Origin of the sequence: Brevibacterium aurantiacum (assembly GCF_007558825.1) — a bacterium.
GTDB classification, from domain to species: Bacteria; Actinomycetota; Actinomycetes; order Actinomycetales; family Brevibacteriaceae; genus Brevibacterium; species Brevibacterium aurantiacum_A.
In genome coordinates this window covers 1-26,105 of the sequence record NZ_VLTK01000016.1, presented here as the reverse complement: position 1 = coordinate 26,105, position 26,105 = coordinate 1, and the positions used below count along the sequence as shown (strand labels likewise).

Genomic DNA, 26,105 nt, shown 5'->3' with positions numbered 1-26,105 from the left:
CACCTACTGATCAGTCAGATCCTATGTTTCTTGTCGTTGCGGGTCGTTAGTCTGGATGAGACAGTTTGACGCAGCAATGTAGGGACCTTATGACGACCGCCTCACCGATGCCCATCGCTCAGCTTCGCAATGTCTCGAAGATCTTTGATCCCGACGGGGCAGCGCTGGTCGCTCTCAACCAGGTCTCCCTCGATATCGCCCCCGCTCGGCTGACGGCCGTGATGGGGCCCTCGGGCTCGGGCAAATCCACGCTCATGCACATTCTCGCCGGACTCGACCGGCCGAGCTCGGGCACAGTGCACATCGGTGAGGGTGAGATCACTGCATTGCACGAGGACGAGCTCACGGCCTTGCGTCGGCGGCGGATCGGATTCGTGTTCCAGGCCTTCAACCTCGTGCCGACCCTCACTGTCAGGGAGAACATCGTGCTGCCCTTCGAGCTCGATGATCGCAGGCCCAATTCCGATGAACGCGCCTGGATCTCCAGCATCATCAAGCGGCTCGGTCTCGACGAGCGGCTCAAGCATCGGCCCAGTGAGATCTCGGGCGGACAGCAGCAGCGCACCGCCATCGCCCGTGCCCTGGCCACGAGACCAGACATCCTCTTCGCCGACGAACCGACCGGCAACCTCGACGGTCGGTCGGGGCGCGAGGTCATGGCCATCATGTCCGAGGCCGTGCGCGAGCTCGGACAGTCGATCGTGCTCGTGACTCATGATCCGATCGTGGCCGCCTATGCCGACCGCGTCGTGTTCATCGCCGACGGCACTCCCGTCTCAGAGCTCAACGACTCGATCAGCGCCGAGGTGATTGCACAGACGATGCTCGATCTCGACGCGAAGGCCGAGGCCGCGGAGAACGCAGCCGCCGGGTCCCTGCAGGATCCCGCACGGTCCCCGCAGTATGCCTCGGAGACCGGGGGGCGCCGATGAACCCTATGCGGGAGCTCCGGGCCAACCCGCGCCAGTTCGCACCCAGCTTCCTCGTCGTCTTCATCGCTGCTCTCTTCGGCACCGTCATCATGCAGGGCATCGAAATCCTCACAGCCTGGATGTCCTCTGCGAAGATCGTCTCCGAGTCAGACACGGCGCAGGGGCTGCTCACAACGGTGGGGCTGCTCTTCTTCGTCATCGCGCTGTTCGTCTCAAGCATCGTCATTGCCAACACGTTCTCCATCATCATCGCCGGTCGCAGCCGTCAACTGGCACTGCTGCGTCTCATCGGAGCGTCCTCGCGACGGCTGCGCCGGGCCGCCTCGGTGGAGGGGCTGCTCGTTTCGATACCCAGCGCCATCGCTGCGTTCCTCGTCTCCACCGCTCTCGCGCAGGGTACGACGGCCTTCCTCGGCGGACAGATCACCGTGGAGCCAGATCTTCTCAGTCCCATGATGTTCCTCCCGGGGGCCGCGACCATCGTCGTGACCTGGTTCTCAGCGTATCTGGGTGCCCAACGCATCAGCGGCATCTCACCGATCGAGGCCACCTCGCAGGCTGTCGAGCGTCGGCCCGAGGATACGCGTGCATCGATGGGGGCCCTGGCGGGTGCACTCATCCTGCTGTCCATGGGAATTACCCTTCTCATCAGCGGCGTCATCGGTGCCAGCGGAAACACGGTGAGTGTCCTCGGCGTGCTCCTCGTCGCCGTCGGTGCCGCTCTGACCTTCGTCGGTGTCATCGTCGGCAATCCCTGGATCCTGCCTCCGCTGCAGGCGCTCACCGGGTGGCTGCTCGGCCGAACGGCAACCGCACGTCTGGCTGCCTCGACGATCGCTCGTCACCCCACTCGCAATGCGCGCACGGTGATCGGTCTCGTCATCGGCATCACCCTCATCGTCATGTTCGCCACGGCCATGACGACATTTCGAGACCAGCTTCTCGACTACGCTGAATCGCTCGGGGACGAGGGGTGGGGCGGCTTCGAGGATGTGCTGAAGACCATCATCGACCAGACGATGATGTTCTTCCTCGGCATGGTCCTCTTCTCCGTCATCATCGCCGTCATCGGAGTCGCGAACGCGCTCACGCTCTCCGTGCGGCAGCGCACACAGGAGATCGGTCTGCTCATGGCCCTCGGTCAGACGCCGCGATGGGTCCGACGCATGATCGTGGCCGAGGGCATGCAGCTGAGCGTGACCGCCTGCCTGGTCGCGGTGCCCCTCGGCATCGCATTCGGTTGGATCGGTGCCCTGGTTCTGCTGTCCCCGCTGACCGGATTCTTCGCTCCGTCCGTGCCCTGGTGGGTCATCATCTCCGTCGTCGCCGGCTCGCTTCTGGCCGTGCTCGCCGCCAGCCGTGCTCCGGCTCGCGCGGCCACGTCGATCAGCCCCGTGGACGCTCTCCAGGCGGTATAGATTATGGCCCTCGCCGAGGCGGTCGTGCACTCGCGAGCCGACCTCGCCGAGGCGGGCCTCAGCTCGGTGTCACTGTGCCGTTGCTGCCGTTGACGCTCACCGTCTGTCCCGAGGTGAAGCGGCTGGTGGCATCCCGGACGGCCATGACCGCGGGCAGGCCCAGCTCACGGGCCGTGACCGCACCGTGGGAGAGCGCACCGCCGCTTTCCGTGATGACGCCGCTGGCCTGGTAGAACAGAGCCGTCCAGGCCGGGTTCGTGGTTCGGGCGACGAGGATCGCCCCGTCAGGGAAGGATGAGAAGTCCTCGGGACTGTGGACGACGAAGACCTCGCCCGTGACCTCGCCGGGACTGCCGGCAGTTCCCTTGATGAAGTCGCCGTCCGTGTCATCACCGGCCTCGGGCGCACGTCCGTGCTCCCACTCGGGGGTTCTCTCGACTGCTTCCTGATACCCGGCCTTGTTCTTCTTCGCGATCGCAGTCAGACCGGCCAGAGCCTCGGCGGGGGAGTGCTGCCCGTTGCCGGGGTCAGCGGAATCTCCGGCGGGGGAGTACTGCCCGTCACCGGCGCGGATCGCTGCGTCGAGAGGCTCGAAATCGATGAAGTAGACGTCCATGGGGTCGGTGAGGACACCTTGGTCGACAAGTCTCTGACCCAGCTCGCGCAGGGCCCTGCGCATCGGCAGCGTCAGGCGTGTGGTCTGGTAGTGCTCCAGATCATCGAGCGCCGTGTACGAACGTGCCAGGCGGATGACCTCCTGCACCAGATAGCGCAGCTTCTCCGGGGCGGCATTGACCACGGCCCGCTCGGTCTCGGCCTGCAGGACCTTGCGCTCCAGATCGGAGTCCGCCGAGGCGTTCTCAGCTCGATCGGCCAGCAGACGGACCTGATCCAGGACGATGTGCGGTGCCTCGACCCAAGTCGGATGGTAGGCGTCGAAGTCGAGTTCCCGATGGCCGTGCTTGGCGAGGAAGGTCGCAAACTCATTGAAGAACTCGGGGAAGTCACCGAGGACCGCCAGCCCGTCCTCGCCAGTGTGGCTGCGCAGCGTCGACGACAGTTCGGGATTGCCGCGCACAATGCGTGAGAGCTCCCAGATTTCGGCATTGACCTGCGAGGTCTTCGTGTCCGTCGATGCCAGCAGTCGCTCGAATACGAGGCGCGCGGTCTCCTTGTCCAATGCCATCTCGAGCATGTGCGAGAGCGCACCGTAAAGTGTCTGCTGAGTCAGGGAGATCGCGATGTTGGGGCGGAAGTACTCCGTGCCGAGGTCGCTGATGGCGATCACGTGCTTCCACACTTCGGCCAGCGACTTGTCCTCGAGCGGTTCGTGGGAGAGCTTGCCGATGCCCATGAGATACGTGTCGAGGTCCCGCATCCACCGCACAGGAAGTTCCTGCACCCAACCGAACTGAGAAGCGATCTCCGGCAGCGATTCGGTGATGGTCTCCACGCTGGAGAGCATCTTCGTCGGCAGTCTCCCGGCGTAGAGATCGACGGCCGTCTGGTTGCCGTAGATGTAGAAGTCACGCATCACGAACCACTTGTCGTCGAAGGGCGGCAGACCCATGAGGTCGAAGCTGTGGTTGAGTGAGCAGTGGAATCCTGCCTCGACAAGGTCCCAGGTCAGAGGCGTGACCGGGGTGGGGAATCGTTCGGCGGATTCGTCACGGGTCCAGCGGGGTGCGACGCGAGTGATCGGCCGCGACTGCAGGAGGAAGAGGTCGTCACCGCTGAAGGCCCACTCGATGTCCTGCGGGAAACCGAAATGATCCTCCGCGAGCACGGAGAGTTCGGCCACCGTTCGAGCCTGCTCCGCAGTCAGTGCCGGACGGGTCCGCTGATCGTCGCCGAGGTGGACCTCCCTCGTCCGCGCATCGCCGTGTTCGTCCTGTCCGTTGTGATCCCCGCGCCCGTCGTCGTCAACATCGTCGGCTTCCGCAGGCTCACGCATGACGAGGGCCTTCGGCTTGTCCGCGATCTCAGCCGCGATCTGGGTTCCGTCGGCGCGGGCGATCCGGAATTCGTCGACGGGTTCCTCCCCGCCGACGACGGTCTCGCCCAGTCCGAACGCCGCATTGATGAGGACTTCGTCCGTGTTGCCGCGCACCGGGTCGACGGAGAACGCGACCCCGGCAGCCTCCTCAGCCCCGACTGCGACCATGAGCTGAACGACGACGGCCATCTTCGCCTCCAGCTGTTCGACGCCGAGCTGCTGACGGTAGCGGAAGGCGTGCGGATTCCACAGGGAGGCATAACAGTCGCGCACCGCCTCGGCGATGGACTGCGTTCCGCGAACCCCGAGGTAGGTGTCGTGCTGCCCGGCGAAGGCCGCCCCGGGCAGATCCTCCATGGTCCCCGAGGAACGGACCGCCACCGCCTTGCCGTTCAGGCCGGCAGCCTGGGCCGCCGCCGCGAAGTCGGCGAGCCAGGCATCGGGGACCGGGGTGCGCCGGATGAGATCGCCGATCGCCTCGGCGGGGTGGTCTGTGTCCATGAGCTCACTGATCCGCGACTGCAGGGGTGCGACGAATTGTGTGTAGGCGTCGGCGGTGACGATGAAGCCGCCGGGCACGGGCAGATTCCGCGCGGACTTCGCGAGGCTGGCGCCCTTGCCGCCGCTGGTCGCAAGTTCGGTGGCGAGAGGATCGGTGAAGCCGAGGGTGAGTGTCACGAGAGCTCCTAGAGATGTCTCAGATGGGCCGAAGGGGCGGTGGTCGATCGGGTCACAGACGGAAGCGACGCAGGCCCAGAAGCAGCCAGCCGCAGACCGCACTGACGATGCCGATTCCTATGACCAGGGGCCAGAAGAACACAGCAACGATGAGTGCTGGTACCCAGACCATAACCGCTGCGAAGCCGCCGAGGAGGCGGAAGAATGTGACAGTATTGCGACCGTCCGCGCGCGATCCGGCAAGGGCAGCTGCCGCGAGTACGGGGGCGAAGAGCCACATGAGCGCGATCCCGACCCAGCGCAGCACCGTGATCGCAGGGCCCGCCGCGGCGGGTGGCCCGTCGGCTGCGGCAGTGGAGGCGTCACCCTGCAGGTCCAGAAACGCCTTCGCGAACGTGGCCGCTCTGCCCGGTGTGCTGCGGGCGACATTGAGCGCCTTCGCCTGGATCCGCTCGAAGGTCTCTTCGTCGGGACAGTTCACCGAGATCTCATCAAGGGCCGATCCCATCGCCGAGGCGACCTCGGCCTCCCATACGGATCGCTCCTGGCCATTGCGGGCCGGAATCGTGATCGACTTTCCGCGGACCACCTCGGCGCGGGAGCGGAACCTGTCAGGAGTCGAGTAGAACAGGCCCACCGGGATCACCTCGAGATCGATGCCCTCCTCGCGCAGGGTGCAGGCGATGCGGGCAGCACCAGATTTGTAGGGTTGGGGTCGGTGGCCCCATTCGCTGCTGGCTTCGGGGAAGATTCCCAGGTCACCGCCCCGGCGAAGGTGTGCAGTGCCGGCTTCGACCGGGCTGGCTACCGATGTGGGATCGAGGTTGTAGCGTTCGACGTCCTTGGGTCGGACGACGGGGATGCCGGCGATGAAGAGACGCAGGAACCAGCTGCGGATGAGCTGGATCGAGATGAGGAACTGCGCTCGCGGGAATGCGGCGAGCACCTGATGACCGTCGATGGCTCCATTGCGGTGGCTGGAGATGATGAGGCGCGGGCGAGGGGTCGCTCGTGTGGTGGTGCCGCTCGGGGATTCCTCGCGGTCGGCGGACTTGTGCCGGGCGGCGGGCTCGCCACTGACGTCGTGGACGCGGATGCGACCGAAATACACAGTGCGCATGGCGGCATTGATGAACCGGTGCCCCCACCCTAGGGATGCAACAGGGGCTAGGGGAGCATTCGAATGGTCAGCCTTCGAGGACATCGCGGAGTCGTTCCAGATCCTTCCGCACGGCTTCGATGTCGCGGGCGAATTCCTCATCGCTGACGTTCGGAAGGCGGTAGACGGTGAAGACGACCTCGCTGACATCGTCGTTATGGAGCACACGCAGCGGATTGTGCACGGTGGTGCCGTCGGGGAAGATCACGTCGTGGTCGAGGATCCCGAACTCGATTCCGGGCCGGAAGCTGACCTCGACTTCGCCCATCGGCGAATCGGTGATCCAGCGTCCGGCCTCATTGCGGATGCCTTCGCTCAGACCGGCCGCCCACTGTGGGAGGTTGGCCGGATTGCCGGCGAAGACCGCGATGTCGGAGGGGTCTGTGTGGATCGTCTGCGAGATGTGGCGTGCGTCGAAGCTCATGCACCAAGTGCACCACAGCTGTCACGATCGGGCCAGAGGCCGCAGTCGAGTCAGTCTCTGCGGTGGGCGGATCGGCATCGGCGCCGATCGAGCCGGAGATTGCGCGAGCGGATCCTCAGCAGGCGCGTCGCGCAGTCCGGAGGTCCGCTGAAGGTCGGGCGAATCGCATGTCTGAGACTTGGGAGAGGAGCCTTGTGTTCGTCGGCCTCCCACTCCTCGTCGCGGCGCTGCCCGATCTCCGACCGGTCGATGAACGCTTGGAGCTCGGCGATGAGCTTCAGCTGGAGGTCGTTGACCGACTCGATGCCTTCCGAGTACTCGAGGGGGATGTCGACGGCTTCCCATTTGGCGACGACCCTGACAATCCACTTTCGTGCGTCGGTCGGGTCGTGATTCATGCCGTAGCTGTCCCATTCGTCGTTGGCGAACATGCCGAGAACGACCGGAGCGATGACCTTGTTGAGGAGGAACTCTTCCGTCAATTCGGTGTTGTCCATACCTCCCACCATAGGACTCCACGCTCCAGATTTCTCGCAAGCCCACGGCAGGTCCCGCAAGTTCAGAGCCGAGTGCGCCATCACGTCGGCAGTTAGACTGATCCGATGCCACGCAGCCCGCTTTCACCCCGAGAAGGGATCTCCGCGACGTCGCTGCGCGCACCTGGTGGGAAGGCGACGCACGATAAGAACCATCTTCCGGTCCCGGACACGATCGGCGGGTGGTTGGAGGCAGAGTTCCCCGAAGCCGACGATGAAGCGCGACGTAGCCTGCTGAGCACGGGCGATATGCGCGATGAGACGGGAGAGCCAGTGAACTGGGATGATTCCGTCATCCCCGGCGGCTTCTATTTCTTCCACCGACCTGTTCCGGCCGAGGAGAGGATTCCCTTCGAGATCAGCGTCGTCTTCGAAGACGACGATCTGCTCGTCGTCGACAAACCCCACTTCCTCGCCAGCACTCCCAATGGGCGGTTCGTGCGCGAATGCGTCGTGACCCGGGCTCGCCTGGATTTCAACCAGCCCGATCTGGTGGCCATCCACCGTCTCGACCGCATCACGGCGGGACTGCTCATCCTGTCGAAACGACCCGAGACCCGTGGTCGATATCAGAGTCTGTTCCAGGACCGATTGGTGACCAAGACCTATCGCGCCCTCGCAGCCATGCCGCCGACGGATATGGAGTTCCCGCTCAGCAAGGAGTCCAGGCTGGTCAAACCGCGCGGCGGCAGACAGGTCCTCGAAGTCGACGGTGAGCCCAACGCCTTCAGCACGATCAGCCTGCTGGGTGAACGAACCCCGACCTCGCCGAGGCGGTCCGAGGCAACCGTGCCCCCGCCTCGGCGATCAGTGGAGGAATGTCCGTCGATCGGCGAGTACGAACTTCATCCGTTGACGGGCAAGACACATCAGCTGCGGGTGCACATGAACTCGCTCGGGCTGCCCATCCTCGGTGATCCGGTCTATCCTGTCGATCTGTCTCCGGACCCCTACGATTTCAGCTCACCGCTGCAGCTGCTGGCGGCGTCGATCGAGTTCGACGATCCGCTGACGCGGCGCCCGCGACGCTTCGAATCCGAGCTCACTCTGGGACCGACGCCGTAGACCGGTGCAGACGTATCGTGTGTCTCGACTCGGTATCATCGCCGACGGCTGTGCCCAGGCTTTGCCCACGAGCGGTGGGGACACGGTAGCCTGGTGATATGAGCCCAAACGCACCCGGATGTACCTCAGAGGCGATCGTTGCCCTGGTCCGGTCCCGAATCACGACCGGCGAGTACCCTGCCGGCTCTCCGGTCCGGGATGGTGCGCTGGCGAAGGAATTCAACGTCTCGCGCAACACTGCCCGTGAATCCCTGTCCCTGCTCCGCTACGCCGGACTGCTGACACAGGAGACGAACCGCGGCTTCTTCGTCCGTACCTTCGACCTCGACGAACTCAAGGACCTCTACCAGGCCCGACGTGTCTTCGAGATCCGTGCCGTTCAGGAATCACAGGACGCCACAGAGGCGGCGATGAACCGTGTGGAAGCATCGGTCGTCCGTGCGGAGACTGCTCCGAACAACGAGAGCTGGACCGACGCACAGGAGCACTCCGCCTCATTCCACAGGGCGATCGTCGGCCTGCTCGGCTCTCCGATGCTTGACGAGTTCTACGTCAACCTCATGGCCCGCCTGTCGACGACGTTCGCCCGCTCGCGGGAACCAGGCAAATACCACTCCCATTGGGCTAACCCGCACCGCGACATCCTCGAGAAGATGCGCTCGGGGGACCGACACGGAGCCGAAGGCCTGCTGCGGATCCATCTCGATGACTCGGAAGCCTCGACGCTCGACCTGGCACGCTCCGTCGGCGAAGGCCGCTGACCAGGGAACAGTAGGACCGCCTCGGCGAACATTCCTGAGTATTGATGTCGGCAGTCTCACAGTGCTCGGTACTTGAAACGCTAGATAAGCGGTGTATGACTTCGATAGCATTGAGCCACCGAACTCACCGCGTCGAAAGGCTGTACCCATGGGGATTCCCGAGCAGGAAACACAGGCCGCAAACGATCCGTTCTCGCTGACGGGCCTCACGTATGACGATGTCCTCCTCCTGCCCGGTGACACCGATGTCATCCCCTCAGATGCCTCCACTACGACCCGTCTGACCAAAGAGATCGAGCTCAATATCCCCCTGGTCTCGGCCGCCATGGACACCGTGACCGAGTCGCGCATGGCCATCGCCGTGGCCCGCATCGGCGGACTGGGCATCATCCACCGCAACCTGTCGATGGAAGACCAGGCCGCACAGGTCGACTACGTCAAGCGCTCCGAATCCGGGATGATCAACGACCCGTTGACGATCACCCCCGAGAAGACTCTTGAAGAACTCGACGAGATCTGCGGAAAATACCGGATCTCAGGTCTGCCCGTCGTCGATGAGAACAATGTGCTGCTGGGCATCGTGACCAACCGCGACCTGCGCTTCGTCACCCGCAGTGAATTCCCGACCCGCACCGTAGCCGAGACTATGACCCGGATGCCGCTGATCACCGCCCCGGACGGCGTCTCCCCGGAGAAGGCATTCGAACTGCTCGCCGAGCACAAGGTCGAGAAGCTGCCCCTGGTCGATGAGAACAACGTCATCAAGGGCCTCATCACCGTCAAGGACTTCGTCAAGACCGAGGAATACCCCCTGGCCACGAAGGATGACGAAGGGCGCCTGCGCGTGGGTGCGGCCGTCGGATTCCACGGCGATGCCTATGAACGCGCAACCCTCCTCGCCGAGGCGGGCGTCGACGTCCTCGTCGTCGACACTGCCAATGGACACGCTCGCGGCGTGACCGACATGATCAGGAAGATCAAGGCCGATTCGACGTTCGACAAGGTCCAGATCATCGGCGGAAACGTCGCCACGAAGGAGGGTGCACAAGCCCTCATCGACGCCGGTGCCGACGCCATCAAGGTCGGAGTCGGGCCGGGCTCGATCTGCACCACCCGTGTGGTCGCCGGCGTCGGCGTCCCACAGGTCACCGCCGTCTACCTCGCCGCTCAGGCGGCCCGCGCGGCTGGTGTGCCGGTCATCGCAGACGGCGGACTGCAGTACTCCGGCGACATCGCCAAGGCCATGGTCGCCGGCGCGGACACCGTGATGCTCGGCTCCCTGCTGGCCGGCTGCAGCGAATCACCCGGCGAACTCATCTTCGTCAACGGCAAGCAGTACAAGGCCTATCGCGGCATGGGTTCACTGGGTGCCATGGCCCCACGTCAGGGCAAGTCCTACTCGAAGGACCGCTACTTCCAGGACGACATCGACACCGACACCGACCTCATTCCGGAGGGCATCGAAGGCCGTGTCGCCTATCGCGGACCGCTCAAACAGGTCGCACACCAGCTCACCGGTGGTCTGCGCCAGTCGATGTTCTACGTCGGCGCCCCCACGATCGCGGACCTCAAGGCGAAGGGCAAGTTCGTTCGCCTGACCACAGCGGGCCTCAAGGAGAGCCACCCGCATGACATTCAGATGACCGTCGAAGCACCTAACTACGTCGTCAAATAGGTTTCTGTGGAGACCGCTCTCTGACAGCGCGTCGCGACCGACCTCTGCTTGTCCCACGACTGCCGACGGCCGTAGCTCCTGCCTCCTGGGCAGGAACTACGGCCGTTTTCGCTGTCTCAAGATGTCAGACGAATCGCCCGGATGTGATGAAGGCCACGTGCGATTTTTTGGGCCGTATATGCCTGTAGTCGATCGCGGGCTTGGCCGCGCGAGGATTGACGAAGGCACTCCTTGTGTCGGGTTGAGGTTACTTGTGTAGTGCTCTCCGGCGCCACCACTCGCCTTGCTTCTTTCTTTACTTAGGGTAGGTTTCCCTAATGTAGTCCGGCCTTACCGGACCCTGAACCGAAGGAGGCAACCGTACCGCTATGACTTCACTGCTCTCTGACACCCCAACTCCACTGACCGAGGCGACCCCGCCGAGCGAGGCACGATCGCTGCCCGATGCCCCGCCGAGCGAGGCACGATCGCTGCCCGGTGCAGCTCCACTGCCGAACACCTCGCTGCGCACTGAGGACGCCCTGCTGGGGTCGCACAGTGCCGATGCCTACGCCGAGCTCATGCACGAGGTCGTCGATGCACTTGCCCAGCGTTTCACGAGCGTCGATGCGCCCACCTCTGCGAATGACCGGACCAGCCTGGAAGCCGAGGTCGCAGACTTCGACCTCGACGGACAGGGGATCGGAAACATCGCAGCCCTGCGCGAGGCCGATGACCTCTACGCCCGCAACGCCGTCTGGTTCCACCACCCGAGCTATGTCGCCCACCTCAACTGCCCCGTCGCTGTGCCAGCCGTCGCGGCCGAGGCGATGCTGGCTGCGATCAACACCTCCGTCGACACCTACGACCAGTCCGAGGTCGCCACACTCATGGAGCGCCGCCTGGTGCAGTGGGCCTGCAGGCACGTCGGATTCTCCGGTGGAGACGGAATCTTCACCTCGGGCGGCACCCAGTCGAACCTGCAGGCACTGTTCCTGGCCCGCGAGAACGTTCTGCGCGCACAGCAGGCACAGCGCGCACAGCAGCCACAGGTGCTCGGCAGTGCCCAGTCCGGCTGCGGCGAGCCATCACGCCGCGAGATCATGTCTCGGCTGCGGATACTCACGACCTCCCAGACTCACTTCTCGATATCCCGCGCCGCATACATCCTCGGCCTCGACGCCGAGGCTGTCGTGACCGTGGACACCGACGCCGCCGGACGCATGGACGCCGAGGCACTGACCGAGCTGATGCGTGACATCGACGACACCGGGGGCATCGTCATGGCCGTCGCAGCCACGGCCGGAACCACCGACCTCGGCGTCATCGACCCGCTCGACGCCATCGCCGAGATCTGCGGAGGTGCGAACGTGTGGATGCACGTCGACGCCGCATACGGCGGGGGACTGCTGTGGGCACCACGTCGCAAACACCTGCTGCAGGGAATCGGCCGTGCCACCTCGGTGACCATCGACTTCCACAAGACCTTCTTCCAACCGGTGTCCTCAAGCGCACTGCTGGTGCGCGACCTCGCCCTGTTCGACCCGACGCTTCATCACAACGACTACCTCAACCCGGAGGCCGAGGCCCAGGGCACAGATGCCGAACCGAACCAGGTCGACAAATCCCTGCAGACCACCCGACGCTTCGACGCCCTCAAACTCTGGACGACTCTGCGCGCCCGCGGTGCCACAGAGATCGGTTCGATGGTCGACACCGTGTGCGATCTGGCCGCTGAGGTCCGAGAGCTCCTCAACGCACAGCCGGATTTCGAGGTGCTGGGAGCAACCGACCTGAGCACGGTCCTGTTCCGGTTCGCCCCCGCGAGCGCCGAGGCTGCCACCGCCGACGAACTGGTGCCGATGATCCGCCGCGTGCTCTTCCGCTCCGGGCGCGCAGCGATCGCCCGCACCACCATCGACGGCACCCCCTGGCTCAAACTCACCCTGCTCAACCCCGACACCACGGTCGCAGACATCACCGCCGTGCTCGACCTCGTCCGCGCCACAGGCCACGGTATCCTCGCCGGCCGGCACCTGGAGAGCACGACCCTCGAAGGAGGCGCAGCATGAGCACGCCCGAGTCACACATCCACGACATCGTCGGCATCGGCATCGGACCCTTCGGCCTGGGACTGGCCGCCTTGTCCGACCCCCTGCCCGACGTCGACGCCGTCTTCCTCGACCAACGTGAGGAATTCCGCTGGCACCCGGGCATGATGATCGAAGGCGCGACTGTCCAGGTTCCGTTCCTCGCTGACCTCGTGACCATGGCCGATCCCACCTCCCGCTTCTCCTTCCTGCAGTTCCTCAAGGACAGCGGCCGGCTCTATCCCTTCTACATCCGCGAATCCTTCTACCCTCTGCGCGCCGAATTCGATGAATACTGCCGATGGGTCGCCGCTCAGTTGGACACTCTGCGCTGGAACCGCACGGTCACCTCGGTGACCAGGAATGATGACATCTACACCGTGTCCGCCGAGGTGGCCGATCAGTTCGGTCAGACGCTGAGGACTGAGTCCTACCGCGCCCGCCACCTGATCCTCGGTGTCGGCACCGAACCGGTCCTGCCACAGGCCCTGCAGAACCTGGAAGCCGAGAGCACAGGCCCGGTCATCCACACCTCGAAGTACCTCGACCACAGAGACGCACTGCTCGAGAGCGGATCAATCACCATCGTCGGCAGCGGACAGTCTGCGGCAGAGATCTACCGTGATCTCATCGACGAAGCTGAAGCCCGTGACGTGCGACTCGACTGGGTGACGCGCTCACCGCGCTTCTTCCCGATGGAGTACACGAAGCTGACCTTGGAGATGACGTCCCCGGAGTACACGGATCACTTCCGAGCCCTGCCCGATGACCTGCGCGAACAGCTTGGACGTGAACAGCGAACCCTGTACAAGGGCATCAGCGCCGAGCTCGTCGACGACATCCACGACACCCTCTACCGGCTCAGCCGCGGAGGCAGGAAGCTGCGCACCAACCTCCTCGCAGAATCAGAGCTGATTGCCGCCGACCACGATGCGGGCACCGGCGACTATGCTCTGCGCTTCCGCAACACGTCACTGGACAGGTGCTTCGACCGACGCAGCGGATCGGTTGTCTCTGCCACCGGTTACAAGTCCCAGGTCCCGGCTTTCCTCGCGCCGCTGGGAGACGAGATCCGCCTGGACGCCAAGGGCCGCCTCGAGGTCAGCCGCCACTACACGGTCAACGACGCAGGCACCATCCACGTCCTCAACGGCGAAGAGCACACCCACGGAGTCACCGCACCCGATCTTGGCTTCGGGCCCTGGCGAGCATCGGTCGTGCTCTCACACGTGACCGGGCGCGAACCGTACCCGATCGAGAAGGCCATCGCCTTCCAGACCTTCGGAGTTCCGGATGACGGGGCACTCGACGATGGGGTGATCGACGACGGAGCCCTCGACGCGACTCCTCTGAGCACTCAGGGCGATTTCGAATCGCGTTTCGACTTCGCCGACACCGACACCGATTCCGAATCCCAGCCCGTAGACGACAGGGAGATGTCACACGTATGACCACCGACCTCATCAACGACGCACCCACACCCGCAATGGCAAGCTCAGCGCTCACCGTGGACATCCGAGCCGTGGATCCAGCCCGCGATAGCAAGAACATCCACGTGTGGCTGACCCACCCGCGCGCTCACTACTGGCAGATGACCCACCTCGACGAGTCCGGAGTCCGCGACTACCTCGGCGCCGTCCTCGACTCCGCCGACGAGAACGGGTGGGTGGGATCGGTCGACGGCGTCGACTGCTTCTACGTCGAAACCTATCTGCCCTCCACTCTGATCCCACACGATGTTGTTCCCACCGGACCCGATGACATCGGAATGCACCTGCTCGTCGCCCCACCTGACGGCGATGGAGTCCGCGGACTCACGAACCAGATCATGGCCGAGGTCATCGACTTCTGCCTGCGCCCGATCGAACGAGGCGGCCGCGGCGGTCGCCGAGTCATCGTCGAACCCGACGTGCGGAACACCGCCATCCTCGAGAAGAACCGGGCAGCTGGTTTCAGTCCGGTGAGCGAGGCGACCATCATGATGGGGGAGGAGCGGAAGCGCGCCCTGGTCAGCGTGTGCGATCGTGAGGACTTCGAAGCCAGCGAGCTGGTTGCACTTCTCAACCGTGAGGATGTCGAGGTCGTCAGCTCTGATGACGTACACCTCGCCTCGCTCGCCGCGACTCCCGACACATACTCCCATCTCAATCCCGACACCTTTGCGATCGCCCAACGACACCTTGTGGCCAAGGCACTGTCCGAGTTCGCCCACGAACGGCTGATCGCCCCGGTCCCCGCCACCGGCCAGAATGCTGGGCCTAATGACTGGATATTGAAGATCGAGGACACCGGACCGAAGGACGCAGGTCAGTCCGAGGACGCTGCCGAGTTCCCGGATGGCGGATGTGTCACGTACTCGTTCACTGCCCGAGTCCTGCCGCTCGAGCACTGGGTCATCGACGAGGTCAGCATCACCCGCCGACGAGGTGACACGCAGCTGGGACTCGACGCGCAGGAACTCGTCGTCGAACTCCAGGATGCCCTCGACATCCCGGAGAACCTGATGTCGACCTACCTCGAGGAGCTCGCGTCGACCCTGGCCAGCAGCGCCTTCAAGCTCGCCGAGGCGGTCAAGGGTCGCCGCCCGGACTCCACAGATCTCCTGACCTCTGACTTCCAGTCCACCGAGGCAGCTATGACCGAGGGCCATCCCGGCTTCATTGCGAACAATGGACGCATCGGATTCTCCCTCAGCGATTATCGGAAGTGGGCCCCAGAGAACGGGCGCACCACCCGCATCGAATGGGTGGCAGCGACCCGCGAGCACAGCCAGCTCTCACTCGGTCAAGGATTCGACGAGGCCGCGCACACCGACTGGGCACTCAGTGCCGAGGAGCGCGAACTCTTCGACACCAGAATCCGGTCAGCCGGCCGCGATCCCGAAGACTTCCACCTCCTCCCTGTCCACCCTTGGCAGGCCGATCACCGACTTGCGATCAGCTTCGCCGCTGACATCGCCCGCGGAGATCTGCTGCCCCTGGGCGCTGGCCTCGACGAGCATCAGCCGCAGCAGTCCCTGCGCACCTTCTTCAACCGAACACGGGCCGATGCCCCCTATGTGAAGGTCGCGCTCGCCGTACAGAACATGGGGTTCCTGCGCGGACTGTCCCCGAAGTACATGCGCGATACTCCGGCCATCAATGACTGGGTCGCCGAGCTGATCGGCACCGATCCCGTCTTCGGCGACGCCGGGTTCCGGGTCCTGCGGGAACGCACCGCGCTCGGCTACACCGGAGACGTCTACCACCGAACGCAGGAGACGAACCCGCACCGCAAGATGCTTGCCGCCCTGTGGAGAGAGAACCCTTTGACCGTACTCGAACCTGGTCAGCAGGTCGTCACCATGGCGTCCTTGCTGCACCGAGATCACAGGGGAGTCGCCTTCGCCAGCGAACTCATCCGTGCCTCAGGTCGGGCACCCGAGGACTGGGTGCGGTCCTACTTGAGGGCCTACTTGCACCCGCTCGTCCACGCACTGCTGGCCCACGATCTGGTGTTCATGCCCCACGGGGAGAACCTCATCCTGATCCTGGACGACCACGTCGTGACCGGTGCCTTCATGAAGGACATCGGCGAGGAGGTCGCCGTCCTCGGCCACCGCGACCTGCCGGGCGACGTCGAGCGGATCCGGGCGCTGGTTCCCGGCGAGGAGAAGGCCCTGTCCGTGTTCACGGACATGTTCGACGGAGTGCTGCGCCACCTCGGCGGGATCCTCGATGCCGATGGTGTGCTGAGTTCGGAGGCGTTCTGGATCTTGGTCGCCGAGGTGCTCGATCATTACGAGGCCGAGCATCCGGAACTCGCCCATGGTCTGGCCGGAGATGTGGACCTGAGAGCCGAACGTTTCGCCCATTCCTGCCTCAACCGTCTGCAGCTGCGTAACACCGTGCAGATGGTCGACATCGGCAACCAGGCCGAATCGCTGCTCTACGCAGGAACGATGAGGAACCCTGTGGCGCGCTGAGCCCACCGCACGATCGCGAAGTGCACCGCACCCACCGAAGTGCACCGCACCCACCGAAGTGCGCTACACCCACCGAGGTGGCCGCTGGAACCCAGCGGCCACCTCGGCGTGGATGTGGGGTGCGGGCCGAATCGCCGGACCGTCTGCGACCATGCGAGCGCCAGCGGCTATCATCATTCCTATCGGTCGCCCGCGCGCAGACCGCAAGCGGTCCGTAGGATTCCCGACTCAAAGGTGTGGTCATGGCGAAGCAGAACGATCGGCCGACCCTGGCCACGGTCGCTTCGCGCGCAGGAGTCAGCATCAAAACCGCTTCCCGAGTGCTCAACGGCGAAAAGCATGTGGCCGCGAGGACCGCTGAGAAAGTGGAGGAAGCCGCCGCCGAGCTCGGATTCCGCATCAACTCCACGGCCAGGCGCCTGCGTGCCGGTGGCCGTTCGCCCTACATCGGCGTGGTCATGAGCGATGGAGATGACCCCTTCCAAGCTCGCCTCTTCACCCTGTTGGAGGCCGAGCTGAGCAGGGTCGGACTGCGCCCAGTCGTGACGGTCACCGCCGACGATCTCGACCGTGAACGAGGCTTCCTCGACGAGTGCCTGGCCAATGACATGACCGGAATCTGCGTCATCCGATCGCATCCGGACGCCGCACGGTTCTACGCCGATGCGGCGTCTGCTGCTGTGCAGATCGTGTCCTTCGACCCATCGACAGCAGGGCCGGGCGTGGACCTCATCGCCGGTGATGAGGAACGTGCCGGACGTCTGGCGGCGACTCAACTGCTCAATCACGGGCATATCAGCCTCGGCGTCATCGGCGATCATTCGACCAGCCCCATCACCACCGCCAGGCTCGCCGGAATCCAATCTGCCTTCGCCGGACGCTCGGACATCGGGTGGCGCGCCTACATGCGCGAAGATGCCCACGATCTGGCCAGCGCGAAGAACGTCGTCGCGGCCTGGCTGGGTTCACGCAGCGCGCCCAGCGCACTGATCACCCTGTCCGCGACCCTGACTCAGGGGGCCATCGACGCCTGCCGGCGCCTCGATGAATGGCCGGCGCTGGTGGGCATCGACGATTTCCCCGCCGCGGACCTCTTAGACGTGACCGTCATCGATCGTGACGTCAGCGCCATGGCCGCCGAGGCGGTCCGCCGTCTGCGGCAGGTGCCGAGTTCCGCGACCGCACAGGGTGCGGACGGAGGATCGTTCGAGGTGCCGGTGCACGTGATCGCGCGCGGCAGCGGCGAAGAGGCATCTGGCAAGTAAGACTGTCCGTTGAGATCACTCCGAGAAGAATTTTTCGGTGAAACAGTTGACACGGAGCGTCGATGGGCGAATCATATTGTTCAGCCTGACAACGTTGTCAGAAAGATTGAGAGGCTCATTATGAGGTACAACCTGCAGTCCCGTAACAAGCAGTCCCGAAAGAAGCTGGCGCTCCTCGGTGCTTCGGTTGCCATCGGCGCTCTCGCGCTCAGCGGCTGTGGGAGCCAGAAGGGCCAGGGCAACGCCGAAGCCGAGAGCGGTTCTGGTTCAGACGGCGAGGTGACCATCGCCTTGCTACTCCCAGAGTCCAAGACCACGCGCTACGAATCTCTGGACAAGCCGAACTTCGAGAAGTACGTCGCAGAGGCCAACCCCGAAGCGAAGGTCAAATACAGCAACGCCAACCAAGATGCGACCCAGCAGCAACAGCAGGTCGAAGCGGCAGTCACCGAGGGAGTCGACGCCATCGTCCTTGACCCGGTCGACGCCTCGGCAGTGTCATCGGCTCTGTCGAAGGCCGAGGCCAAGAAGATTCCGGTCATCTCCTACGATCGCTTCTTCGAGGGTGCCGACTACTACACCTCGTTCGACAACAAGAAGATCGGCAACCTCCAGGGTCAAGCCGTCCTCGACGGGCTTAAGGCCGAGGGCGTCGACCCGAAGTCAGGCCCGGTGTGGATGGTCAACGGCGATCCGAAGGACCCGAACGCCGCTGACTTCAAGGCCGGTGCCGAGGAGACGCTCAAGGCCGCAGGTGTCGAAATCGCCGGCAGCCATGACACGCTCGACTGGAACCCGGACGATGCCCGTAAGTGGGTCGAAGGCCAGCTGCAGAGCGCTGATGAGGATCCGATCGCCATCTACGCGGCCAATGACGGCACCGCTGGCGGTGTTCTCGCGGCCACAAAGAAGGCGAAGGTCGAAACCGTCGTCACCGGTCAGGATGCGGAGGTCGACGGTCTGCAGAACATCCTCAGAGGTGACCAGTACGCCACGATCTACAAGTCGATCCCGCCCCAGGCGGAGTTCGCTGCCAAGGCTGCCGTCGCCCTGGCTGGAGGCGAGGAACCAGAAGGGTCAACAACCTACAAGAACACCCCGACGGACTTCGTCGAGGCCAAGGTCGTCACGAAAGACACTGTGAAGGACATCGTCGGGGATCAGATCAAAGCCGAAGACATCTGCACCGGCGGTGTGAAGAAGCTCTGCGACGACGCAGGCGTGAAATAACAGCACGCTGCTCAGTGCCGGAACCCGTGAGGTTTCATCTGGAGCGCACGGGCTCCGGCACCGCGAATCGACATCGACAAGTAGGAACAGATGACTCCTGAGACACCTGAACCGGCGCCCGCCTCCTCGCGGGCACCGGATGACAGCAGCGAAACTGTGCTCGAACTGCGCGGGATCAACAAACGATTCGGAGCCGTTCAGGCTCTGACTGACATCAACCTGACAATCGGCCGTGGCGAGGTCGTCGGCCTCGTCGGAGACAATGGCGCTGGCAAGTCGACGCTGATCAAGGTCATTGCAGGCGTCCACTCGGCCGACGAGGGCGAACTCATAATCAATGGGACCACGCAGAAGTTCGCTTCGCCGAAGGACGCGCAGAACGCGAGGGTCGCCACAGTCTTTCAGGATCTCTCACTGTGTGAGAATCTCGACGTCGTGGCCAACCTCTTCCTCGGACACGAGAAGACCCGCGGCGGTGTTCTCGACGAGGTGGCCATGGAGGCCAAATCCTGGGAACTGCTGCGCAGCCTCTCAGCGAAGATCCCGAGTGTGAGGGTGCCGATCGCAGCTCTGTCCGGCGGCCAACGTCAGACGGTCGCGATCGCCAGGTCCCTCCTCGGCGAGCCGTCCATCGTCATGCTCGACGAGCCGACGGCGGCCCTGGGCGTGGCTCAGACCGCCGAGGTGCTCAATCTCATCGAACGTTTGAAGGAACGCGATCTGGGTGTGCTGCTCGTGAGTCACAATATGGCCGATGTGCAGGCAGTTGCCGACAGGGTGCATGTGCTGCGCCTGGGCAAGGACGCCGGTGACTTCCCCGGAGACGAGCGCACGGACGTGCTCGTTGCCGCGATCACCGGGGCCAGCGACAATGTCGTGACCCAAAGGGCCACGCGCAGGGGTGAGCGCCGATGACCCGCAACTCATTCATCACCGACGAACGGATCTCCCACGAGGGCCTCTTCGCCACGTTCCTCCGCCGCGTCAAGGAGGGCCAGCTCGGTTCGCTTCCCGTGATCCTCGCGCTCGTCGTCATCGTTATCGTCTTCCAGACGGCGAACAGCAACTTCCTCTCTCCGGCTAATCTCGTCAACCTTTCATCAACGGTTGCCTACATCGCGATCCTGGCTCTGGGCATCAACCTCATCTTGCTGCTCGGCGAGATCGACCTGTCCCTGGCGCAGCTGGGTGGGCTGGCCGCGTCGCTGCTCGGTGTACTCGTGGTCAGGCAGGGAGTGAACCCACTGGTGGCGCTGGTCATCATGCTGCTGCTCGGTATGGTCGTCGGAGCAATCCAAGGGTGGTTCTTCGCGGTCGTCGGCATCCCGGCATTCGTCGTGACCTTGGCGGGACTGCTCGCCTTCACCGGTCTGACGCTGACGACGTTGGGCACGCAGAAGAATCTGTCGATGTCGGACACGTTCGCCTTCGATTTCGCGAATTTCTACTTCCCAGCCATCTGGGCCTATGTGTTCGGTGCGATCGCGGTCATCGGCTTCGCCGCCGGAATCATCTACTCGAAGCTGCGTCGGCACGGCGAGGGCCTTGATGCGCCGAGCTGGACTTCGGTGATCGTGCGCATTGCACTGCTGGCGGCAGTCGTGTTCGGCTTCCTCATCCTCATTAACCAGGACTTCGGGCTCGTGATGCCCTTCCTCCTCATGATCGTCATCGCGGTCGTCATTGATCTGGTGCTGCGCAAGACCCGCTACGGCAGGTCGATCTACGCCGTCGGCGGCAAGGTCGAGGCGGCTCGTCGAGCCGGCATCCGGGTGACGTGGGTGCGCATCAGTGTCTTCATGGCCGCGGGCACTTTGGCCGCGCTCTTCGGCTTCATCAAGGCGGGGGTGACGACTAACGCGGGATCGACTCTTGTCCCCACCCAGGATCTGCTCAATGCCATAGCGGCGGCGGTCATCGGAGGTACCTCGCTGTTCGGCGGTCGCGGTTCAGCTTGGGCCGCTGTACTCGGTGCCCTGGTAGTCGGCGCGATCAACAACGGTCTCTACCTCATCGGCTTCAACTCCGATGCGCAGCAGATCATCACCGCACTCGTCCTGCTCGCCGCCGTCGTCATCGACGCCCTGAGCCGCCGCGGACAACGCTACGTCGGACGCGGCTAGCTGGCGATTCGTCACATCTCACCGATGCGGTAGCGAAACGTCGACAGCAGAGCTGAGCCTCGAGAGCGCACTCCCTGGAGTCTGCTCTCGAGGCTCAGCTCTGCTGTCGATGAAACCTGTCCCTCGCCGAGGTGGGGCCGAGGTTCCAGCCCGGCGCTCCCGGGGGCGCCGCTTCGGCACTCCTCGGGCGCCGGTATCGGCGGTGCTGGGACTGAACTGATACAGTCGTGGGCAATGACATGGGGTGCCTGACGCCATTCGCGTGAGGCTGAGAGAACACCCATCGAACCTGATCTGGGCCATACTAGCGAAGGGATCGTCATGGTTGACTTCGACCTGCGTTCTGCCAATGCACGACTGCGTGCGAACAATCCACTCATCCAATGCATCACGAACACAGTCGTGCAGCAATTCAGTGCCAACGTGCTCCTGGCCATCGGCGCCGCTCCGGCGATGCTCGACCACGACGCCGATGCCGCACAGTTCACCCGTATCGCCAGTGGACTGCTGGTCAACTTCGGCACCGCGACGAACCAGCAGTTCCTCGCCGCCGACGCCGCCATCGACGCAGCCAACGAAGACTCCAAGCCATGGGTGCTGGACCCGGTGAGCATCGGAGCCGTCGACTTCCGCACCACTCGAATCCGCCGGGCAGCGAACTCTTCACCCACAGCCATCCGCGGAAACGCCTCAGAGATCGCAGCCCTGGCCGGCATGGGTTTGGGCGGTCGAGGTGTGGATTCCACAGACGAAGTTGATGCGGTGATTCCCGCCGCGGCCGCATTGGCCCGGTCGACCGGTGCGATCGTTGCCGTCTCAGGACCAAGGGACGCAATCGTCGCTCACATCGACGGTGCCGATCGTGTCGTCCGTCTCAACGGGGGTTACTCCTATATGCCACTGGTCATCGGCACAGGGTGCTCTCTCGGCGCAGTCACCGCCGCCTACCTCGTGGGCGCAACGACCGCCTCGGCGAGGTTCGAGGCTGTCGTTGCCGCCCACGCTCACTTCAAGATTGCTGGTGAAGCTGCCGCTGAGGGAGCACGCGGACCCGGCAGCTTCTCCGTGAACTTCCTTGACGCGCTGCACACTGTAATGGGTGAGCAGCTGGCTGGACTCCACGTCGAAGTAGGTACGGCCGAAGTAGGCGCGGCCGCTACAGGCAGAATCGAGGCCGACGTGATCGACGGAGCACAGTCATGAGTCCCTCGATTCCCGAGGTGGATTCCCGCCTGACCGGAATCGACGCCCGCCTGGCCGGAATCGATACTCGGCTCTACCTCGTCACAGACTCGGCCCAGTGCCGAGAAGCCGGACGCAGCGTTGCCGACACCGTCCGCGAAGCCGTGGCCGGGGGAGTGGGGATCGTGCAGGTCCGAGACAAGGACATCGACGACGATGCGTTCTACACATTGACCCGCGAGGTCATCGCTGCCGTCGACAGCGCGGTGGCCGACAGTGCGAGCGTCGACTCCGCTTCGGCAGGCACGGACCGCTGGGTGCCCGTCGTCCTCAACGACCGCGTCGCCGTCGCCCAGCGCCTCCTTGGCGAAGGTTCGCGCGTCCACATCCACGTCGGTCAGTCGGACACTCCGGTCAAACAAGTGCGCGAACTCATCGGCTCCGAACCGCTCATCGGGCTCTCGGCGGCCAACAGCACCGAGTTCGCAGCTGCCCGGGACTCCGGCGTTGTCGACCTCGTCGGAATCGGACCTGTCTACGACACCACGACGAAGTCCGATGCACCCGATGGGATCGGGCCGGACCGCCTCGGCGAACTGGTGAGTGAAGCAGGACTTCCGGCGGTCGCCATCGGAGGAATCAGCACTGCTCGTGCCTCCGAACTGCGCGGCCGGGGACTGGTGGGGATCTGCGTGGTCTCTGCCATCTGCCGTGCCGAGGATCCGCGTGCTGCAGCCGAGGAACTGCTCGCGGAATTCGGTGACGGACGTGCGGAGGCGACGCGATGACTACGCGTCCACCCATCGCACTGTCCATCGCCGGCACCGACCCCAGCGGGGGAGCCGGCATCCACGCCGACCTCAAGACTTTCACGGCCCGCGGGGTGCTGGGCACCACGGCCATCACGGCTCTGGTCGCGCAGAACACTCACGGCGTCTCGCGGGTCTACGGAATCGACGATGATTTCGTCTCGGATCAGCTCGACAGCGTCCTGGACGATATGCCCGTCGACGCCACAAAATCGGGGATGCTCGGCTCACGGTCCCTCGTGGAACTCGTCGTCGCGCGAGCGGCCCAAAGTCAGCTGGGTTTCTACACCGTGGACCCGGTCATGGTCGCGACCTCCGGGCACCGCCTCCTTGAGGTCGATGCCGTGGCCGCGGTCCGTGACCACCTGCTGCCGGTCTCCGACCTCATCACCCCGAACCTGCCCGAGGCAGCGCTGCTGATCGGTGACGATGAGCCGGTGGCGCAGAATCCGCAGGAGATGTTGGCCCAGGCCAGACAACTTGTCGACCGTGGGCCTCGCGCGGTGCTGCTCAAAGGCGGGCACGCGATCGAGGGTGACGTCGCTGACGTACTCGTCACCGCCGAAGGCACGGTCACCGAGTTCACCCACCCGCGAGTGGCGACCCCGAACACCCACGGCACCGGGTGCACATTGTCGGCCGCGATCACCGCCGAGGTGGCTGTGCTCAAACGTGAACGTGCAGTTGACGAGGTGGGCTCGGATCTGCTCCACGAAGCCGTCGACAATGCCCTGAACTATCTGGCTCGGGCGCTGGAGTCCGCCGCGAACTGGCAGGTCAGCCTGGATCCGAAGGGCGCACACGGTCCCGTCGACCACCAGGTCGACATCGTCCGCCGCTAGAACAACCAGCTGCACACCCAGATCAGCTTGCCATCCGGGAACCGCACAATGTCGCTTCGGGACCGCTGTGGTCCCTTGAACATGGGAGATATCAATGACGACAGACTTTTCCGCAGGGCCACAGACCACTCAGCTGTGGGACCGAGTGCGGCCAATAGTTGAGGAGATCGAGAGGCTGCCTTTCCTCGGCCAGCTGGCCGACGGCAGCTTGGACGTGAAGGCGTTCACGAACTACATCATCCAGGACGGCATCTACCTCAACGGCTATGCCAAGGCGATGTCGTTCCTCGCTGCGCGCGCCAACGACCGTGATGAATCACGATTCTGGGCCAGCTCCGCCGCTGAAGCGATCTCGGTGGAAGAGGAGATGCACGGAGAGCTGCTCGCCGATTCCCGCCTGGCCGCAGCCCACGAGGACCTGGTCAACAGCGGAGCCGGATTCCGAGCCTCACCGACGACCATGGGATATGTGTCCTACCTCGTCGCCACCGCCGCCAGCCGCTCCTACGGCGAGGGTGTGGCCGGAGTGCTCCCGTGCTTCTGGGTGTACGCGCACATGGGCAAGGTGCTCATCGAGCGGGCCGGAGCGATGAGCGCGGACCACCCGTACCGGACCTGGGTGCAGACCTATGACTCACCCGAGTTCGACGAATCGACCCGGCAAGCTGTCCAGCTGCTTGAGCAGGAGCTCACCAATGCCCCCGCCGAGGTGGCCGCACAGATGCGTGCCACCTTCGAGCAGGCCTGTGTGTACGAACTTCACTTCTGGGCCTCGGCGCATGCGCTGCAGGACTGGGACGCCGGAGTGTTCGTGCCGCAGTGCTGAGCACCTGGTCGGGTGCGTTGAACCAGAACCAGAAAGCGACGCCGATGAGGACCAAGAGCGACGTAACTCCTAAGAGCAAGGCGGCGGTTCCAGGGCGTCGGCTCGGGTCCGGCTTCGTTGAGGAAGACACATTGCAAAGCTGTGGGGTTCCGGGTGCGGGGTGTCGCGCGTCGACTTCCGGTTAGCAGGCATCGGCAATCCCGTTAAGTCAGATCAGGCTGGGTGGTTTCCTGACGGTCCGTTTCTGCCCGGGGCCGTGGGACCCAACGAACCCATTGCGTGCCATCCGCGACGCAGAGTGGTCCACAGGAGAACATGGTCGACTTCCATCAGGGGCACGCGGTCGTGCCTCGGACAGGCAATTCGTCCGACGAAGAAAACAATCGTGGCGAAGCACACCCCGATGACAAACAGAATAAGCAGATCCATGACGGCCTCCTCACGCCCGTATCGAATTCATGTCTCCATTTTCCACCCGGGTAGAAGAGAAAGATAGGGCCACCTTGCAAGAAGTGGCCTGCGTGCCGCACTCGGTTCCTTATGTACGTTTGCCCACGAGATCTTCGTCCATTTTTTTGGAAGCAGGAGCAGGAAGTTTCGCCGGTCATGCCGGTGAAATCGTCAATCCTGGATGGGGGTGCTGGCAGTGGCATTGATGGTTTTAGTGAGCGGGCGCAGTTGCAGCCATCACCCGCCCACCCAAGTCGGAAGCGACCGTGTGGCCGCGATAATACTTCGACCGATTGTGGTTCTACGTCCTGACCTGGGGTGTTGCGCGTCCTGTCCGGTTTTTGAGTNCAGAAGAGCGTGACCCACGCCCCGGACCCGATGATGCTGTGGCGGGGAAAGATACGACTGATGCTTTGTCTTCTGTGGGAAAGCCGTCGTCGTCGACATGGGGACAGCAGTCTCTGTTCGACCAGCTCAAAGACTCCAACCTCGACCTCACCGGCCACCCACTCGCGGGTAAATTCGAATCCCTCGCTGCCGTACCCACGGATGATCCACGTGAGTCGAATGATCGTGGTCAGGTGAGCGAGGATGTCGAGCCGGCCGCCAGCGCTTTGGAAACAAGTGTTTCGGAAGCCAGTGGTTCAGAAGCCAGCGAATCAAGCGAAGCCAACGGATCCCGCGAAACTGGCGGTGCCAAC

20 protein-coding genes, 1 pseudogene and 1 riboswitch are annotated in these 26,105 nt (G+C 64.0%); of the genes and pseudogenes, 17 read left to right on the top strand and 4 right to left on the bottom strand.

The window, feature by feature from the left end; genetic code table 11:
* Nucleotides 1–89 precede the first annotated feature (89 nt).
* Nucleotides 90–932, top strand: coding sequence for an ABC transporter ATP-binding protein (locus FO013_RS19730; protein ID WP_260848286.1), 843 nt, complete (start codon nt 90–92; stop codon nt 930–932).
* The gene (locus FO013_RS19725) at nt 929–2,350 is read left to right on the top strand and encodes an FtsX-like permease family protein (RefSeq protein ID WP_143924273.1); all 1,422 of its coding nucleotides are present in this window, start codon (nt 929–931) and stop codon (nt 2,348–2,350) included. The genes FO013_RS19730 and FO013_RS19725 overlap by 4 nt, the downstream gene beginning before the upstream one ends.
* Before the next feature lie 58 nt (nt 2,351–2,408).
* On the opposite strand, the gene FO013_RS19720 is transcribed toward FO013_RS19725, so the two are convergent.
* The 4 genes from FO013_RS19720 to FO013_RS19705 form a co-directional block, all read right to left on the bottom strand.
* Nucleotides 2,409–5,024 carry a PEP/pyruvate-binding domain-containing protein gene (locus FO013_RS19720; RefSeq protein WP_143924272.1) on the bottom strand — a complete coding sequence of 872 codons (2,616 nt, stop codon included), beginning with the start codon at nt 5,022–5,024 and terminating at the stop codon, nt 2,409–2,411.
* Between the two features lie 52 nt (nt 5,025–5,076).
* Nucleotides 5,077–6,144 (bottom strand): lysophospholipid acyltransferase family protein, encoded by a 1,068-nt coding sequence (locus FO013_RS19715; protein WP_143924271.1) that lies wholly within the window; start codon nt 6,142–6,144, stop codon nt 5,077–5,079.
* A 67-nt stretch (nt 6,145–6,211) separates the two neighbouring features.
* Nucleotides 6,212–6,607 carry an SRPBCC family protein gene (locus tag FO013_RS19710; protein WP_143924270.1) on the bottom strand — a complete coding sequence of 132 codons (396 nt, stop codon included), beginning with the start codon at nt 6,605–6,607 and terminating at the stop codon, nt 6,212–6,214.
* Between the two features lie 50 nt (nt 6,608–6,657).
* On the bottom strand, nt 6,658–7,104 hold the full coding sequence (locus FO013_RS19705) for a hypothetical protein (protein WP_143924269.1): 447 nt from the start codon (nt 7,102–7,104) through the stop codon (nt 6,658–6,660).
* Between the two features lie 105 nt (nt 7,105–7,209).
* On the opposite strand from FO013_RS19705, the gene FO013_RS19700 reads away from it, so the two are divergent.
* The 15 genes and pseudogenes from FO013_RS19700 to FO013_RS22675 all read left to right on the top strand — a co-directional run.
* Nucleotides 7,210–8,208 (top strand): pseudouridine synthase, encoded by a 999-nt coding sequence (locus FO013_RS19700; protein WP_143924268.1) that lies wholly within the window; start codon nt 7,210–7,212, stop codon nt 8,206–8,208.
* Nucleotides 8,209–8,306: 98 nt separating this feature from the next.
* Nucleotides 8,307–8,969: a GntR family transcriptional regulator gene (locus FO013_RS19695; protein WP_143924267.1), complete on the top strand. Its 663-nt coding sequence runs from the start codon at nt 8,307–8,309 to the stop codon at nt 8,967–8,969.
* Nucleotides 8,970–9,117: 148 nt separating this feature from the next.
* Nucleotides 9,118–10,644, top strand: a complete 1,527-nt coding sequence (guaB, locus tag FO013_RS19690; RefSeq protein ID WP_143924266.1) for an IMP dehydrogenase — start codon at nt 9,118–9,120, stop codon at nt 10,642–10,644.
* A 368-nt stretch (nt 10,645–11,012) separates the two neighbouring features.
* On the top strand, nt 11,013–12,695 hold the full coding sequence (locus tag FO013_RS19685; protein WP_143924265.1) for a pyridoxal phosphate-dependent decarboxylase family protein: 1,683 nt from the start codon (nt 11,013–11,015) through the stop codon (nt 12,693–12,695).
* On the top strand, nt 12,692–14,164 hold the full coding sequence (locus tag FO013_RS19680; protein WP_143924264.1) for a lysine N(6)-hydroxylase/L-ornithine N(5)-oxygenase family protein: 1,473 nt from the start codon (nt 12,692–12,694) through the stop codon (nt 14,162–14,164). Before FO013_RS19685 ends, FO013_RS19680 begins: the two co-directional genes overlap by 4 nt.
* The gene (locus tag FO013_RS19675) at nt 14,161–16,677 is read left to right on the top strand and encodes a GNAT family N-acetyltransferase (protein WP_143924263.1); all 2,517 of its coding nucleotides are present in this window, start codon (nt 14,161–14,163) and stop codon (nt 16,675–16,677) included. Before FO013_RS19680 ends, FO013_RS19675 begins: the two co-directional genes overlap by 4 nt.
* Nucleotides 16,678–16,919: 242 nt before the next feature.
* On the top strand, nt 16,920–17,942 hold the full coding sequence (locus FO013_RS19670; RefSeq protein ID WP_143924262.1) for a LacI family DNA-binding transcriptional regulator: 1,023 nt from the start codon (nt 16,920–16,922) through the stop codon (nt 17,940–17,942).
* Nucleotides 17,943–18,062: 120 nt separating this feature from the next.
* A complete protein-coding gene (locus FO013_RS19665) occupies nt 18,063–19,172 on the top strand; it encodes a substrate-binding domain-containing protein (protein ID WP_143924261.1) in 1,110 nt (369 codons plus the stop codon).
* A gap of 90 nt (nt 19,173–19,262) precedes the next feature.
* On the top strand, nt 19,263–20,087 hold the full coding sequence (locus FO013_RS19660) for an ATP-binding cassette domain-containing protein (RefSeq protein WP_143924260.1): 825 nt from the start codon (nt 19,263–19,265) through the stop codon (nt 20,085–20,087).
* Nucleotides 20,084–21,295, top strand: coding sequence for a sugar ABC transporter permease (locus tag FO013_RS19655; protein ID WP_143924259.1), 1,212 nt, complete (start codon nt 20,084–20,086; stop codon nt 21,293–21,295). The genes FO013_RS19660 and FO013_RS19655 overlap by 4 nt, the downstream gene beginning before the upstream one ends.
* A gap of 230 nt (nt 21,296–21,525) precedes the next feature.
* Nucleotides 21,526–21,629, top strand: a riboswitch (TPP riboswitch).
* A complete protein-coding gene (thiM, locus tag FO013_RS19650) occupies nt 21,617–22,498 on the top strand; it encodes a hydroxyethylthiazole kinase (RefSeq protein WP_143924258.1) in 882 nt (293 codons plus the stop codon). Its footprint overlaps the riboswitch before it by 13 nt.
* The gene (thiE, locus tag FO013_RS19645) at nt 22,495–23,265 is read left to right on the top strand and encodes a thiamine phosphate synthase (protein WP_143924257.1); all 771 of its coding nucleotides are present in this window, start codon (nt 22,495–22,497) and stop codon (nt 23,263–23,265) included. Before thiM ends, thiE begins: the two co-directional genes overlap by 4 nt.
* Nucleotides 23,262–24,128, top strand: coding sequence for a bifunctional hydroxymethylpyrimidine kinase/phosphomethylpyrimidine kinase (thiD, locus tag FO013_RS19640; RefSeq protein ID WP_143924256.1), 867 nt, complete (start codon nt 23,262–23,264; stop codon nt 24,126–24,128). Before thiE ends, thiD begins: the two co-directional genes overlap by 4 nt.
* Nucleotides 24,129–24,222: 94 nt before the next feature.
* Nucleotides 24,223–24,954 carry a TenA family protein gene (locus FO013_RS19635; RefSeq protein WP_143924255.1) on the top strand — a complete coding sequence of 244 codons (732 nt, stop codon included), beginning with the start codon at nt 24,223–24,225 and terminating at the stop codon, nt 24,952–24,954.
* Nucleotides 24,955–25,826: 872 nt separating this feature from the next.
* A pseudogene (locus FO013_RS22675) lies at nt 25,827–26,105 on the top strand (hypothetical protein); the annotation flags it as partial.